General features: G+C 63.1%; 14 protein-coding genes. 10 read left to right on the forward strand and 4 right to left on the reverse strand.

The window, feature by feature from the left end; all coding sequences use genetic code 11:
- The first annotated feature begins 187 nt into the window (after positions 1–187).
- Positions 188–1771, forward strand: coding sequence for a methyl-accepting chemotaxis protein (locus tag AC25MA_RS12520; protein WP_486972069.1), 1584 nt, complete (start codon positions 188–190; stop codon positions 1769–1771).
- Between the two features lie 118 nt (positions 1772–1889).
- Here the strand turns inward: AC25MA_RS12520 and AC25MA_RS12525 are convergent, their stop codons facing one another.
- The 4 genes from AC25MA_RS12525 to norR all read right to left on the reverse strand — a co-directional run bounded on the left by AC25MA_RS12525 (position 1890) and on the right by norR (position 5563).
- Positions 1890–2624, reverse strand: coding sequence for a YkgJ family cysteine cluster protein (locus AC25MA_RS12525; RefSeq protein ID WP_241410885.1), 735 nt, complete (start codon positions 2622–2624; stop codon positions 1890–1892).
- On the reverse strand, positions 2621–2932 hold the full coding sequence (locus AC25MA_RS12530; protein ID WP_486972070.1) for a hypothetical protein: 312 nt from the start codon (positions 2930–2932) through the stop codon (positions 2621–2623). The genes AC25MA_RS12525 and AC25MA_RS12530 overlap by 4 nt, the downstream gene beginning before the upstream one ends.
- Before the next feature lie 88 nt (positions 2933–3020).
- Positions 3021–3920 (reverse strand): chemotaxis protein, encoded by a 900-nt coding sequence (locus AC25MA_RS12535; protein ID WP_028689806.1) that lies wholly within the window; start codon positions 3918–3920, stop codon positions 3021–3023.
- A gap of 92 nt (positions 3921–4012) precedes the next feature.
- Complete coding sequence (gene norR, locus AC25MA_RS12540) at positions 4013–5563, reverse strand: nitric oxide reductase transcriptional regulator NorR (RefSeq protein ID WP_028689805.1); 1551 nt, start codon at positions 5561–5563, stop codon at positions 4013–4015.
- Positions 5564–5717: 154 nt separating this feature from the next.
- On the opposite strand from norR, the gene hmpA reads away from it, so the two are divergent.
- From hmpA to AC25MA_RS12585, 9 genes are all read left to right on the forward strand, one after another.
- Positions 5718–6896 (forward strand): NO-inducible flavohemoprotein, encoded by a 1179-nt coding sequence (gene hmpA / locus AC25MA_RS12545; RefSeq protein ID WP_486972071.1) that lies wholly within the window; start codon positions 5718–5720, stop codon positions 6894–6896.
- Between the two features lie 469 nt (positions 6897–7365).
- The gene (locus AC25MA_RS12550; RefSeq protein WP_028689803.1) at positions 7366–7872 is read left to right on the forward strand and encodes a disulfide bond formation protein B; all 507 of its coding nucleotides are present in this window, start codon (positions 7366–7368) and stop codon (positions 7870–7872) included.
- A 559-nt stretch (positions 7873–8431) separates the two neighbouring features.
- Positions 8432–9376 carry a ubiquinol oxidase subunit II gene (gene cyoA / locus AC25MA_RS12555; RefSeq protein ID WP_028689802.1) on the forward strand — a complete coding sequence of 315 codons (945 nt, stop codon included), beginning with the start codon at positions 8432–8434 and terminating at the stop codon, positions 9374–9376.
- A gap of 3 nt (positions 9377–9379) precedes the next feature.
- Entirely contained in the window at positions 9380–11401 is a 2022-nt protein-coding gene (gene cyoB, locus AC25MA_RS12560) for a cytochrome o ubiquinol oxidase subunit I (protein WP_028689801.1), read from the forward strand.
- A gap of 3 nt (positions 11402–11404) precedes the next feature.
- Positions 11405–12028: a cytochrome o ubiquinol oxidase subunit III gene (gene cyoC, locus AC25MA_RS12565; protein ID WP_028689800.1), complete on the forward strand. Its 624-nt coding sequence runs from the start codon at positions 11405–11407 to the stop codon at positions 12026–12028.
- Positions 12028–12360, forward strand: coding sequence for a cytochrome o ubiquinol oxidase subunit IV (gene cyoD, locus AC25MA_RS12570; protein ID WP_028689799.1), 333 nt, complete (start codon positions 12028–12030; stop codon positions 12358–12360). Before cyoC ends, cyoD begins: the two co-directional genes overlap by 1 nt.
- 11 nt (positions 12361–12371) lie before the next feature.
- Positions 12372–13259: a heme o synthase gene (gene cyoE, locus AC25MA_RS12575; RefSeq protein ID WP_028689798.1), complete on the forward strand. Its 888-nt coding sequence runs from the start codon at positions 12372–12374 to the stop codon at positions 13257–13259.
- 255 nt (positions 13260–13514) lie between these two features.
- Positions 13515–14723: an alanine transaminase gene (gene alaC / locus AC25MA_RS12580; RefSeq protein WP_028689797.1), complete on the forward strand. Its 1209-nt coding sequence runs from the start codon at positions 13515–13517 to the stop codon at positions 14721–14723.
- A gap of 192 nt (positions 14724–14915) precedes the next feature.
- The gene (locus AC25MA_RS12585) at positions 14916–15299 is read left to right on the forward strand and encodes a YkgJ family cysteine cluster protein (protein ID WP_028689796.1); all 384 of its coding nucleotides are present in this window, start codon (positions 14916–14918) and stop codon (positions 15297–15299) included.
- The last annotated feature ends 292 nt before the right edge of the window (positions 15300–15591 follow it).

A 15591-nucleotide genomic window follows, 5' to 3' on the forward strand; every position in this document is an offset into this window, starting at 1 on the left:
GATTCGGCTATTGCAGGGTTATAGCGCGCCGAGCGGGTCGGCAGCGTGACGCCTGGCTGTCACGGCTGTCAGTTTCGGCGGGTTGATGGCCAAGTGCCAATACCCTGCCGTGGATCAATATTGCACCGACGTTTGCCCCTAAAGTCGTACGCCCTGCCGATTTCCCGTACAACAACGAGAGCCTCCGATGAAGTGCAATGTGCCTGTTACCGGTCGCGAAGTGGATTACCCCGGCGACGCCAACATCCTGTCCACCACCGACCTGGACAGCCGCATTACCTATGCCAATGATGATTTCCTGCGGATCAGTGGTTTCTCCCGCGAGGAACTGCTGGGCAACGCCCATCACATCGTCCGCCATCCCGACATGCCGCCCCAGGCGTTTGCCCAGATGTGGCAGGCGCTCAAGGCCGGGCGTTCGTGGATGGGGCTGGTGAAGAACCGCTGCAAGAACGGCGACCACTACTGGGTAAGCGCCTTCGTCTCGCCGATCAGCAGCGGTGGGCAGGCGCTGGAGTACCAGTCGGTGCGGACCAAGCCTGGGGCCGAGCAGGTCGCGGCGGCCGAGCGCTGCTATGCGCGCCTGCGCGAAGGCCGACGTGGCTGGCGTGAGCGCTTGCCGGTACTGGGATTGGGCTCACGTTTGTCGCTGGCGGTCGGTGCCGTGCTGGCGCTGGTAGTGGGTGCCGGGCAGTGGTGGCTGGGGGCGCCGTTGCTGGAATCGCTGGTGGAAGTGGCAGCGGCGGCAGGTTTGAGCAGCCTGGCGATTCTGGTGCTGTTGCGCCCTTACGAGCGGTTGCGCCAGCAGGCCCAGGCGATCGCCGACAACCCGTTGAGCCAGCAGCTGTATACCGGCCGGCGTGACAGCCTGGGGCAGATCGAGTTCGCCATGCACATGCTCAAGGCGCAGCTGGGGGCGGTGGTCGGGCGCATCGGCGATACCTCGTCGCGCCTGGCCGGGCACTCCGGCTCGCTGGTCGAGGCTCTGCACAGCAGTCACGCCAACAGCCTGGAGCAGCAGAGCGAAGCCGACCAGGTGGCGACAGCGATCCACCAGATGAGCGCCAGCGTCGCGCAGGTGGCCAGCAGCGCGCAGATGGCGGCGATGGCCGCCGACCAGGCCGAGGTTGAGACCCAGTCCGGCCATCACCTGGTCGACCGCAACCGCTGCGCGATCCAGGACCTGGCCGGCTCGCTGGTCGAGGCCAGCGAAGTGATCCACCAGCTGGAGAATCACAGCAGCGAGATCTCCGGGGTGCTCGACGTGATCCGTGGCATCGCCGAGCAGACCAACCTGCTGGCGCTGAACGCCGCCATCGAGGCGGCGCGTGCCGGTGACCAGGGGCGTGGCTTCGCGGTGGTCGCCGACGAGGTGCGCGGCCTGGCCCAGCGCACCGCGCAGTCGACCCACGATATCCAGCGCATGATCGCCGCCCTGCAGGAGGGTGCCCGCGCGGCGGTGCAGGTGATGCAGCAGAGCAGCGCCCATGCCGGGCACAGCGTCGAGCAGGCGCAACTGGCCAGCGACGCGCTGGACAGCATCAGCGTGCGGGTCAACCAGATCAACGAGATGAGCCTGCAGATCGCCGCGGCGGTGGAGCAGCAGAGCCAGGTCAGTGAAAACATCAACCGCAACATCACCAGCATCCGCCAGGCCAGCGAGGCGACGGTCAGCGTCGGGCAGCGCAGCCACAGCAGTGCCAGTGACGTGGCGGAGCTGGCCAAGGACCTGCGGCGGCTGGCGGATGAGTTCTGGCGGCGGTGTCAGTGATTGAGTTGTCAGTGCCGGCCCTATCGCGGGGCAAGCCCGCTCCCACAATAGTGGCCTCGAAGCCTGGAGTGTCGAGGGCTAGGGCGTGGGAGCGGGCTTGCCCCGCGATTGGATCTATCTAGAAACCGATGAACGCATAGTAGACCGGCGCTTCGCCCGTCACCTGCAGGCGATGACCCTGTAATTCGGCCGCAAGCGCCTCGTCCTGCACATGCACCACCCACGGCCCATCGACCGCCATTGGCGCCTGTTCCAGCACCGCCGCGAACGCCGCCATGTCCGGCAACCACGCGGTAAACCCGTTGCCCTTAAGCGCGCTGGTGGTCATCCCCAGCGCCTGGCAGATCGCCACCTTGGCGGCGATATCGTCGCGGTCCGCCTGACGCGAAGCCTCGATCAAGGCGCGCAGTGTCTCATCCACCGGCAGGCTGCCATGAATCAGCTCAGGCCCTTGTTTCCAAGCTTCGGGCGGGCAGTCCTTGTTTTCCGGCCGCAGCGGCAGGTGCGGGTTGATTTCCGCCGGGTAGATGCGACAGACCAGCGGCCGGCTTTCATAGATGCCGCACAAGTCGTTGTCGTCGAGGTTGCGACAACGCCCCGGGTTGAACGCGGCGAAGGTGACCGACACCTGCAGTTGCCCGGCGCCACAGGGCACCGGGAATGAACGGCGCAGCACATGCTCGCGCTGGTCCACCGGCATGCCCGGGCCATCGGCGAGGAACCCTTCGATCAGCACCACCACCTGGCCGCCGGAGGCCGCCCACGAGTGGGCCTCGGCAAGTGTCAGCGGCACATGATGGCCCGTGCAGCATTTGCCGCAGCCGGTGCAGGCGAAGCGAATGCTGTCGCTCATCGCTTGCCGGCGTCCCATTCGCTGGTGAAGGCTTGCTGGCGTTGGCGGTCATACAGGCACAACTCGGTACCGGTGCGGTTCTGCATGTGCTTCTGCGGGTAGGTGCCCTCGATCAACAGCGCGCTGTAACCGACCCGGTCGTCGAACTCGGTGGGCTTGCCCAGGGCGTGGGCATCATTGAACTGGCTGGCGGCCAGGCAGGCCTTGAGCATGTGCTTGCGCTGGTCGGTCCAGGCCTGGTTGCTCGAGGCGTGGGCTACGCCGCTGGCAAGGGCGCAGAGAATGAGGAACGAACTGAGGTATTTCATACGCGACACCGCCAATGAATCTGCGAAGGGCGCGAATTATGCCCGAACGTTTTCCTTCATCAAGTCAGGAAAATCCTGACTTGATGTGTCAGCGCTCCTCGAACACCACCGTCCGCGCCGCCGTCACCAGGCAGTTGGTCAGCTCCGGCGAGGAGAACTTGGTCAGGATCGCATTGGCCCCCGCCAGCTTGGCCTTGTCGCCGCTCATCGCGCTGTCCAGCGAGGTGTGCAGCAGGATGTACAGGTGCTGGAAGTCCGGCGTTTCACGCAGGGTGCGGGTGAAGGCGAAGCCATCCATCTCGGACATCTCGATGTCGGAGACGATGATGTTGATTTCCCGCTCGGTGCCTTGCAGCTCCAGCAGCACGTTGATCGCATCCTTGGCGCTGCGCGCGGTATGGCACTCGATGCCGAGGTTGCGCAGGGTGTGCACCGATTGCTGCAGCGCGACCTGGCTGTCGTCCACCACCAGGATGTTGGCGGCGGCCAGCAGGCTGGCGTCTTCCTCGCTGACTTCGCCCGGGTGCGGCTCGTGGGCCGGCGGGGCGATGCCGTGGATGACTTTCTCGATGTCCAGCACCTGCACCAGGGTGTTGTCGACCCGGGTCACGCCGGTGATGAACGAGCGGTTGCCCGATCCGTAGGGCGGCGGCTTGATGTCGGTGCTCAGGCAATGGACGATGCGGCTTACCGCCTGCACGTGCAGGCCCTGGCGCGAGCGGCTGATCTCGGTGACGATCAGGCAGCCGCCGTCGGGGTCGGCCAGGGGCATTTCGCCGATGGCGCGGGACAGGTCGATCACCGACAGCGAGTTGCCGCGCAGGGTGGCGACGCCTTTGACGTGCGGGTGGGACTCCGGCAGCTTGGTCAGCGGCGGGCAGGGGATGATCTCGCTGACCTTGAGCAGGTTGATAGCCATCAGCTTGCCGCTGCGCAGGGTGAACAGCAGCAGGGACAGCGAGTCCGCGCGGGCTTTTTGCGTGGCCATGGGCAACCTTCGGTTCGAAATGGGGGAGGATGCCGGGTTATCGGCTTTTTGGCGTCAGGCTTTAGCGTAGTTTGCTATTTGCGATGGTGTATTCAGCGCAAGCCCAGTCGCTTGGCCAGCCGGCTCAGGTTGGCCCGGTCCAGCCCCAGCTCTCGTGCCGCGGCGGCCCAGTTGTCATGGTGGCGATTCAGGCAGGCTTCGACGATCTGCCGCTGATAATCATCCACCGCTTCACGCAGCCCGCCCTCGGGCAACGGCACATCGGCCGACGGCGCTTCGGCTACTACCGGCATGGCCGGCGCCAGGTTGCGCAGGTCGAGGTCGGCCGCTTCCAGGGTGAGGATCTTCGGCCGCTGCCCGTGTTGCCCCAGCGCCTTGAGCGCCGAACGGCCGATCAAGTGCTCCAGCTCGCGCACATTGCCCGGCCAGCCGTAGGCCAGCAGCGCGGCCTGGGCGTCCGCGGACAGCCGCAGGCTGCCCAGCCCCAGGCGCGAGCGGTTCTGTTCGAGGAAATAGCCCGCCAGCAACAGCACGTCGCGACCCCGTTCGCGTAGCGGTGGCACGTGCAACGGATAGACGCTCAGGCGGTGATAGAAGTCGGCGCGGAAGTGGCCGCTGCGCACCTCCTCGGCCAGATCGCGGTTGGTCGCGGCGATCAGACGTACATCCACGCGGTGTTCGCGATCCGAGCCCAGCCGCTGCAGTTGCCCGCTTTGCAGTACCCGCAGCAGCTTGGCCTGTACCGCCAGGGGCAGTTCGCCAACCTCGTCGAGGAACAGCGTGCCGCCGTTGGCCAGCTCGAACTTGCCTCGGCGTTCGCCGTGGGCGCCGGTGAAGGCGCCGCGCACGTGGCCGAACAGTTCGCTCTCCACCAGGGTGTCGGGCAGCGCGGCGCAGTTGAGGCTGACCATCGGTTTGTCGGCGCGCTGGCTGGCGCGGTGCAGGGCCTGGGCCACCAGTTCCTTGCCGACGCCGGTCTCGCCGGTGATCAGCACGGTCAGGTCGCTGCCGCCGACCAGGCGGATCTCCTCGACCAGGCGCTTGTGCGCCTTGCTCTGGCCAATCAGTTCCCGGTCCTGGCCGCTGGCCTGGCGGTACACCTCGGCGCGCTGGTGTTCGTCCTCGGCGCGCGAGGCCAGGTGTTCGATGCGCTCGGCCACGGTCACCGTGGCGGCGGCCAGGCTGGCGAAGGCCTGCAAGGCGTCGAGCTCCAGGCTCTGGAACTGGCCGGGGGTGAGGGCGTCGAGGGTCAGCAGGCCCCAGGGGCGCTCGTCGACCATCAACGGGCAGCCCATGCAGTCGTGGACTTCGAGGTCGACATGCTCGGCATTGACCAGGCCGTCATAAGGGTCGGGCAACTGGCTGTCACTGGCGAAGCGGGTCGGCTCCGGGCGACTCAGGAGCACCTGGAAGCGCGGATGCTCGCTGACCTTGAAGCGCCGGCCCAAGGTGTCTGGCGACAGCCCGTCCACCGCCAGCGGCACCAGCCACTCACCGTCCAGGCGCAGCAGTGCCGCGGCATCGCAAGGCAGCAGGCCGCGCATGGCACCGAGCAGGCGGCGGTAGCGCTCCTGGTCGGGCAGGTCGCAGGAGAGGTCGCTGACCAGAGGGAGGAGGGCGGTGAGCAGGGGCTTTGCAGTCATATGGACTCCTGTTGGTCGTAATGACTATACGCCTGAGTGTGTCTTTATGACACTGATGTACTCAAGATCCTGATTTTATTGGTGTTTAAAGTTGGCACGATTGCTGAAATACCCCAGGCAACCATTCGAAGCCAAAGGCTCAGGAGTTGTCGCAATGCTCAATGCCGAACAACGTGCAATCATCAAGGCCACTGTCCCCCTGCTGGAAAGCGGTGGCGAGGCCCTGACCACCCACTTCTACAAACTGATGCTCAGCGAGTACCCCGAGGTGCGTCCGCTGTTCAACCAGGCCCACCAGGCCAGCGGCGACCAGCCGCGTGCCCTGGCCAACGGCGTGCTGATGTACGCCCGTCACATCGACCGGCTCGAGCAACTGGGCGGCCTGGTCGGGCAGATCATCAACAAGCATGTGGCCCTGCAGATTCTCCCCGAACATTATCCGATCGTTGGCAGCTGCCTGCTGCGCGCCATCGAGCAAGTGCTGGGCAAGGACATCGCCACCCCGGAAGTGATCGCCGCCTGGGCCGCCGCCTATGGCCAGCTGGCCGATATCCTCATCGGTGCGGAAGAGCACCTCTATAAGGAGAAGGAGCAGGCCGCTGGCGGCTGGCGCGGTACCCGTGAATTCCGCCTGGTGCGCCGCGAGCAGGAAAGCCGCGAGATCGTCTCGTTCTACTTCGCACCGCTCGATGGCAAGCCGGTGCTCAAGGCCGAGCCGGGCCAGTACATCGGCTTGCAGGTGTTCATCGATGGCCAGGAGCAGCGCCGCAACTACTCGCTATCGGCTCTGTGCGACGGCGAGCAGTACCGCATCAGCGTCAAGCGCGAAGCGGGTGGCAAGGTCTCCAACTACTTGCATGACAGCTTGATGGTCGGTGATACCCTGCAACTGTTCCCGCCATCCGGTGACTTCACCCTCGCCGCCAGCGACAAGCCGCTGGTGCTGATCAGTGGCGGGGTTGGCATCACCCCGACCCTGGCGATGCTCGAGGCGGCGCTCAAGACCGAGCGACCGGTGCACTTCATCCACTGCGCGCGAAATGGCGCGGTGCACGCCTTCCGCGACTGGATCGACGGGCTGGCGGCGCGCCACCCGCAGCTCAAGCGCTTCTATTGCTACGCCGAGGAAGATGGCAGCCAGGCCGCCGACGCCGTGGGCCTGCTGGACCAGGCGCTGCTGGGCGAGTGGCTGCCGCGTGAGCGTGACATCGACGCCTACTTCCTCGGGCCAAAGGGCTTCATGGCCGCGATCAAGCGCCAGCTCAAGGGCCTGGGCGTGCCGGAAGGGCAAGCGCGCTACGAGTTCTTCGGACCGGCGGCGGCGTTGGAGTGAAACGCTGAGCCCATCGCGGGGCTTGCCCCGCGATTCATCCCAATCGCTGCGGTTCGGCGTTCTGTCGGGCCGACAGCACCCGGATGCTCCCGGCCGTGGGTAATCGAGAACGAAACGGACGACGACATTCGGCGCTATCGATGTGGCCGAGCGCCGAACCGCAGCGATTGGGCCTGTCCCTTCTCTATATAGAAAAAGATGAACGCCTCCACACCGGCGTTCATCTTTAATCCTCCTTTAATCACGGTATCCTTCACTCCTGGGTGTCGAGGGGCCTGCCCCTGTCCGGTGCTCAAGCTGGCACATTTTTCATGTTGGCCAGTGAACCGAAACCGACCCGCTCGGTCCTAGGTCATCAGTGGATAGCCACGCACGCCCCTGCTCGATGCATTCAAAGGTCATCTCCAGCGTGTAGACTGGGCGCCCCTCGGGCAGCCCACGCTGCCACTCTCCATCGAAGGAATCGGCAATGAACGAACTCTCATCGCGCCTGAACCGGGAACGGCGCTTTCTGGTGCTCCTCGGCGTGATCTGCCTGGCGCTGATCGGCGGCGCCCTGTACATGCAGGTAGTGCTGGGCGAGGCGCCGTGCCCGCTGTGCATCCTGCAGCGTTATGCCCTGCTGTTCATCGCGATCTTCGCCTTCATCGCCGCGGCCATGCCCGGGCGCCGTAGCCTGACCTTCTTCGAGGCGCTGGTGGTGCTCAGCGCCATCGGCGGGATCGTTGCGGCGGGCAACCATGTGTATATACTCGCCAACCCGATGGTGAGCTGTGGCATCGACACCCTGCAGCCCATCGTCGACGACCTGCCGCTGGCCAAGCTCTGGCCACTGGCCTTCCAGGTCGACGGTTTCTGCTCCACCCCGTATCCGCCGATCCTCGGCTTGTCGCTGGCGCAATGGGCGCTGGTGGCCTTCGTCCTGACGGCGCTGCTGGTGCCCCTGGGAATCTACCGAAACCGACGTCGCGGTTAGACCAAAGTCCCGAATTGACCTGGGTCTATTGCACGGCAAGATAAGCCGCAAAGTGCGCCGCACGATTGATCCAGGTCAGCCATCAGCCCTTGCGCGGCAAGGGTTTCAGGGCTACTGGAAGGGGTGCGACAAACTGTCGCGAAGTTGATTTTTTGATCAGTATTGTTGCGTATTCTGTAAAAGACTGTTGCTCAATAAGTCATAGTCATCGTGGGGCGACCTATCTACAATCGCCCCCAATTTCCGTTCGGCACTGCTTGCAAGTCGCAGGATTGATGGAAGCCGCAGCGCTTTCCATTTGCTGACTTCGTCAAGTTTCGCCCAACGGCGATACCGGGCGGACCCCCCTCCGCGTTTTCCGCACCAAATGGACTTGGTCTGAAGTACAGGCCTGTTGCCTACGAAACCATAAGCACCGCACACCCGCTTGACGCCAAGATCCTGCAGTCGGATCCCTGGCAGGGGCGAGTACGGGCGCCAATTGCCGCACTTGGCAGGACGAAGTGTTGGCTACCAAAACACAAATTGCATTGAAGCAAGCTGATCTAGAGGTCGTGAGATGAGTAAAAAGCGTTACCCCAGACTGTTTGGCATATTGCCCTTTTTAGGCATGCTTTTACTCAGTGGGTGCAACTGGACCCTGCTCGACCCCAAGGGCCAGGTCGGCATTGAGCAGAAGAACCTGATCCTGATCGCCACCGGCCTGATGCTGCTGGTGGTCGTGCCCGTGATCATCATGACCCTGGCGTTCGCCTGGAAGTACCGTGCTTCCAACAAGGCCGCCACCTACACCCCCGACTGGTCGCACTCGACCAAGATCGAGGCCGCGGTGTGGATCATCCCGATCCTGATCATCATCGCCCTGGGTTACTTCACCTACCACTCCACCCACAAGCTGGACCCGTACCGTCCACTGGATTCCGATGTGAAGCCGGTGCAGATCGACGTGGTCGCGCTGGACTGGAAGTGGCTGTTCATCTACCCGGAGCAGGGCATCGCCACGGTCAACAAGATCGTCTTCCCGGCCAACACCCCGGTTAACTTCCGTGTCACCTCCGACGCCGTGATGAACTCCTTCTTCATCCCGGGTCTGGGCGGCCAGATCTACGCCATGGCCGGCATGACCACCAAACTGCACCTGATCGCCAACGAGAACGGTGTGTTTGACGGCATCTCCGCCAACTACAGCGGCGCCGGCTTCACCGGTATGAAATTCAAGGCTGTCGCCACTTCGCAAGCTGACTTCGATGCATGGGTCGCTGAAGTGAAGGCATCGCCGAAGAAACTGGACCAGGCCGAATATGACGCCTTGGCCAAAGCTAGCGAAAACAACCCAGTCGCGCTGTACAGCGAGGCTCCGGCTGACCAGTTCCAGCGCATCGTCGACAAGTACGAAGGCATGAACCGCGGTCGTCCGAACCACGAAGAAGCAGGCAGCAAAGATCTGGCCACCACCAAGGGTGTGGAATCGAGTATGCAACCAGCTGCCGGTGCAGAGGAGTAAGAGATGTTCGGTAAATTAACTCTGGAGGCGATACCGTATCACGAGCCGATAGTCATGGTGACGCTTGCCATGATCGCGCTCGGTGGTATCGCTGTCGTTGGTGCCATCACCTATTTCCGCAAGTGGACCTACTTGTGGACCGAGTGGCTGACCACGGTCGACCACAAGAAAATCGGCGTGATGTACATCATCGTCGCTATGGTCATGCTGCTGCGCGGCTTCGCCGACGCCATCATGATGCGTACCCAGCTGGCCGCCGCCACCGGTGGCTCGGAAGGCTACCTGCCGCCTGAACACTATGACCAGATCTTCACCGCCCACGGTGTGATCATGATCATCTTCATGGCGATGCCGTTCTTCACCGGCCTGATGAACCTCGCGGTTCCGCTGCAGATCGGTGCACGTGACGTTGCCTTCCCGTTCCTGAACTCCCTGAGCTTCTACCTGCTGCTGGCAGGCGTGCTGCTGGTCAACATCTCGCTGGGCGTTGGTGAATTCGCCAAGACCGGCTGGGTTGCCTATCCGCCGCTCGCGGGTATCCAGTACAGCCCTGGGGTGGGTGTCGATTACTACATCTGGGCGCTACAGCTCTCAGGCTTGGGTACGACACTGACAGGCGTGAACTTCCTCGTCACCGTGATGAAGATGCGCGCCCCTGGCATGAAGCTGATGGACATGCCGATCTTCACCTGGACCTGCACCTGGGCCAACGTGCTGATCGTCGCTTCCTTCCCGATCCTGACCGCCGCACTCGCCCTGCTGACCGTTGACCGTTATCTGGACTTCCACATCTTCACCAACGAGCTTGGTGGGAACCCGATGATGTACGTCAACCTGTTCTGGGCGTGGGGTCACCCTGAGGTCTACATCCTGATCCTGCCGGCCTTCGGCGTGTTCTCGGAAGTCACCTCGACCTTCGCAGGCAAGCGCCTGTTCGGTCACCACTCGATGATCTACGCCTCGGGCGCGATCGCCATCCTGGGCTTCGCGGTCTGGCTGCACCACTTCTTCACCATGGGTGCCGGCGCCAGCGTCAACACCTTCTTCGGCCTGGCGACGATGCTGATCTCCATTCCGACCGGTGTGAAGCTGTTCAACTGGCTGTTCACCATCTACCAGGGCCGTCTGCGCTTCACCGCGCCGATCATGTGGACCCTGGGCTTCATGGTCACCTTCTCCATCGGTGGCATGACCGGCGTCCTGCTGGCTGTTCCAGGTGCCGACTTCGTTCTGCACAACAGCCTGTTCGTGATCGCCCACTTCCACAACGTGATCATCGGTGGCGCGGTATTCGGCTACATCGCCGGCTTCGCCTTCTGGTTCCCGAAAGCCTTCGGTTTCACCCTGAACGAGAAGTGGGGCAAGGCTGCCTTCTGGTTCTGGATCTCCGGCTTCTACGTTGCGTTCATGCCGCTGTACGCCCTGGGCTTCATGGGCATGACCCGTCGTCTGAACCACTCCGACAACCCGCTGTGGGAACCCTACCTGTACGTGGCCGTGGTCGGCGCCGTGCTGATCCTGTTCGGTATCGCCTGCCAGCTGATCCAGATCTACGTCTCGGTTCGCGACCGCAAGGACAACATGGACGTCACTGGCGACCCATGGGGCGGCCGTACCCTGGAATGGTCGACTTCGTCGCCACCTCCGTTCTACAACTTCGCTCACATGCCTGAGCATGTCGGTCTGGACGCCTGGCACGAAGCCAAGCAAGCCGGTGCCGCGTACAAAGCTCCGGCCAAGTACGAAGCGATCCACATGCCGAGCAACACTTCCACCGGTCTGTTCATGGGTCTGTTCCTGACCGTGTTCGGCTTCGCCTTCATCTGGCACATCTGGTGGCTGGTGGGTGCGAGCCTGGTTGCGACCATCGCCGTCTTCGTTCGCCACGCCGCGCGTGACGACCAGGGCTACATGGTGCCGGCCGAAGAAGTGGCGCGCATCGAAGGCGAGCGCATGAAAGCGCTGGCCAACGCTGGTGCACTGCCTGCCGGCGGCGCACGTGTCGAATCGTTTGAACGGGTGTAATCAATGTCCAGTCAAGTAATCCACGGTGGCGCGCATGGTCATGACCATGCGCACGATGACCACCACCACGACTCGGGCCAGATGACCGTCCTCGGTTTCTGGCTGTACCTGATGACCGACTGCATCCTGTTTGCGTCGCTCTTCGCCACCTACGCGGTGCTGTCCGGCAGTTTTGCCGGCGGCCCGTCGGGCCACGACATCTTCCAGCTCGACTTCGTGCTGGTTGAAACCGCGTTCCTGCTGCTGTCCTCGATCACCTTCGGCTTCGCCATGCTGAAGATGTTCGACGGCAAGAAGGCCGGCGTACTGGGCTGGTTGGCCGTGACCTTCCTGTTCGGTGCAGGCTTCATCGCGATGGAAATCTATGAATTCCATCACCTGATCGCCGAAGGCTTCGGCCCGCAGCGCAGCGGCTTCCTGTCGGGCTTCTTCGCCCTGGTGGGCACCCACGGTCTGCACGTGACCGCTGGCCTGATCTGGATGGCGATCATGATGTATCAGATCAACAAGCACGGCATCACGCCGACCGCCAAGACTCGCATGAGCTGCCTGAGCCTGTTCTGGCACTTCCTGGATGTGGTCTGGATCTGCGTGTTCACCGTCGTCTACCTGCTGGGAGTTCTGTAATGGCTAGCGCACACGACACTCATCACGAGGGTAACCACGGTAGCGTGAAGTCGTACATGATCGGCTTCGTCCTCTCGATCATTCTGACCGCGATTCCGTTCGGCCTGGTGATGTTCCCGAGCCTGCCGAAGAACCTGACCGTCCTGATCGTGGTGGCCATGGCCGTCATCCAGGTGGTTGTGCACCTGGTGTACTTCCTGCACATGGACCGCTCGAAAGAGCAGCGTTCCAACGTGTCGACGTTCCTGTTCACTACCCTGGTGATCGCTCTGCTGGTCGGCCTGTCGCTGTGGATCATGTTCAGCATCCACTTCGAAATGTTGGCCAAGTGAGGTAAGACTGCATGTCCGTGAAGCACTTTATCCAAATCACCAAACCGGGGATCATTTTCGGTAACGTGCTTTCCGTGGCAGGCGGTTTCTTCCTTGCCGCTAAGGGGCATGTGGATTTCGCCCTGTTCCTGGCGGTGGTGATCGGTACTTCCCTGGTGGTCGCGTCCGGATGCGTGTTCAACAACTGCATCGACCGTGACATCGACCACAAGATGGAACGTACCAAGAACCGCGTCATGGTTCAGGGCGGCATGTCGCTGCCCCTGGCGCTGATCTACGCCACCCTGCTCGGGGTGGCGGGTTTCAGCCTGCTGTATGTGCAAGCCAATCCGCTGGCGGCGTTCTGCGCCCTGGTCGGTTTCGTGGTCTACGTCGGTTTCTACAGCCTGTGGCTGAAGCGCAAATCGGTGCACGGTACCCTGGTCGGCAGCCTGTCCGGTGCCATGCCTCCGGTGATCGGCTACTGCGCCGTGAGCAACAGCTTCGACCTGGCCGCGGTGACCCTGCTGGTGATGTTCAGCCTGTGGCAGATGCCGCACAGCTTCGCCATCGCCATCTTCCGCTTCAAGGACTACAGCGCCGCCAACATTCCGGTCCTGCCGGTGGCACGCGGTATCCTCGCGGCGAAGAAGCAGATCGTGCTCTATGTGCTGGCCTTCGTGCTCGCCACCCTGATGCTGACCCTCGGCGGCTACGCCGGCCTGGGTTACCTCGCCGTGGCGGCGGCCATGGGCCTGTACTGGCTGTACATGGCCTGGGGCGGCTACAAGGCCGAGGACGACAGCAAGTGGGCTCGCAAGGTGTTTGGCTTCTCCATCCTCACCGTTACCGCCCTGAGCGTGATGATGGGCGTGGACAGCCAGACCGCGGCTGATGTGCTGATGACCTACGCGCGCTGATACAGCAGCCTGTTACACCAAGAACCCCGGCCATGTGCCGGGGTTTTTTTATGCTTTTTTCCTGTGTTTGCCCGCGAAGGGCCAGTGCTGAAAACATAAACCTCAAATTTTCAAAAAAATAGTCTGAAAAAATCCAACAAAACAGGAAATTATCTTTTGCATTAACTGTGTTTCGGCACTATCTTCTGCTTCAGGCCGCCGCAGCGGCCAGCGTCGCTCGGACGGTTCCGGGCGCTTACGTCTGCAGAGGAACACATGGCCAACCCAGGTTCGCCGCGCCGCTTCGCGCGCATCGATCGTCTCCCCCCGTACGTCTTCAACATCACCGCCGAGCTCAAGATGGCCGCCCGCCGACGTGGCGAGGACATCATCGACCTGAGCATGGGCAACCCCGATGGCGCCACGCCGCCGCACATCGTCGAGAAGCTGGTGCAGGTCGCCCAGCGCGAGGACACCCACGGCTACTCCACCTCCCGTGGCATCCCGCGCCTGCGCCGGGCCATTTCCAACTGGTACAAAGAACGCTACGACGTCGCCATTGACCCGGAAAGCGAGGCCATCGTCACCATCGGCTCGAAAGAGGGCCTGGCGCACCTGATGCTCGGCACCCTCGACCATGGCGATACGGTACTGGTGCCCAACCCCAGCTACCCGATCCACATCTACGGCGCGGTGATCGCCGGCGCCCAGGTGCGCTCCGTGCCGCTGGTGCCGGGGGTGGATTTTTTCAACGAGCTGGAGCGGGCGATCCGCGAGTCGATCCCCAAGCCGAAGATGATGATCCTGGGCTTTCCGTCCAACCCCACCGCCCAGTGCGTCGAGCTGGACTTCTTCGAGCGCGTGGTGGCCCTGGCCAAGCAGTACGATGTGTTGGTGGTGCACGACCTGGCCTACGCCGACATCGTCTACGACGGATGGAAGGCGCCGTCGATCATGCAGGTGCCGGGCGCCAAGGACATCGCCGTGGAGTTCTTCACCCTGTCCAAGAGCTACAACATGGCGGGCTGGCGAATCGGCTTCATGGTCGGCAACCCCGAGCTGGTCAGCGCCCTGGCGCGGATCAAGAGCTACCACGACTACGGCACCTTCACCCCGCTGCAGGTGGCCGCCATCGCCGCCCTGGAAGGCGACCAGCAGTGCGTGCGCGATATCGCCGAGCAGTACCGTCAGCGCCGCAACCTGCTGGTCAAGGGCCTGCACGAGATGGGCTGGATGGTCGAGAACCCCAAGGCCTCGATGTATGTCTGGGCCAAGATCCCCGAGGCCTACGCGCACCTGGGGTCGCTGGAGTTCGCCAAGAAACTGCTGGCCGAGGCCAAGGTCTGCGTGTCGCCGGGGATCGGCTTCGGTGACTACGGCGACGATCATGTGCGCTTTGCCCTGATCGAGAACCAGGACCGGATTCGCCAGGCCATTCGCGGCATTCGCCAGATGTTCCGGGCCGATGGTGTGACCCGCAAGTAAGCCGTTCACCCTGATCGCGGGGCAAGCCCGCTCCCACGCCATTCAGTGGGAGCGGGCTTGCCCCGCGATGCGTTTGCGCCGATCAGCGGCGATCTTTTTTTGCGTCCCCCTCTTCTCAGCCGTTCGCGCCTGGATTACAAATAGCGCCGCGGGCGCTCGCCCCGATAACAACAACCTCCTTCCCTGGCCATCATGTCCGATCAGAACCCTTGCCTGACCTGCGGCGCCTGCTGCGGCTACTTTCGTGTGTCTTTCTTCTGGGGTGAATGCCAGTCCGCCGGTGGCGTGGTGCCCGACGATCTGGTGGTGCAGATCAATCCGACCCGGGTCGCCATGATCGGCACCGACGCCAAGCCTTGCCGCTGCGTCAGCCTGGGCGGCGAGATCGGCACGCAAGTGGCGTGCTCCATTTATGAGAACCGCTCCAGCCCCTGCCGCGAGTTCGAGGCCTCGTGGGAAAACGGTGTGCACAACCCCAGCTGTGACGACGCACGGGCGGCCTATGGTCTGCCACCGCTGACACCACCGGGCGCCAATGAGCCGCATTGGCCGGAAGAGGGAGCGGAGGTCGCCTGAAAGTCGACCTGCCTTCCGAGCGACGGTACGCCGATGGGAATTGCCCCGTGATGGCCGTATGGCCTTATCGCGGGTAGGCTTGCTTTCACACACCGCCGCACATTTTGGTCTCCGCCATTACCGCTCGTCGGTTGGATCCAATGCTCGGGTGGCTGAAACCCGCGAAACACGTGCCGCCTCGACAAAGTATTAACACCATTTGACCGTCCCCTGCGCCGTACCGCCCGCGCCTGAGCGGCTACACATTCCTTCAAAGGATATTCGTAGCCATAGATCAGGCGTTTCGGCCGTC

The sequence above is a fragment of the Pseudomonas sp. P65(2024) genome (assembly GCF_057480955.1).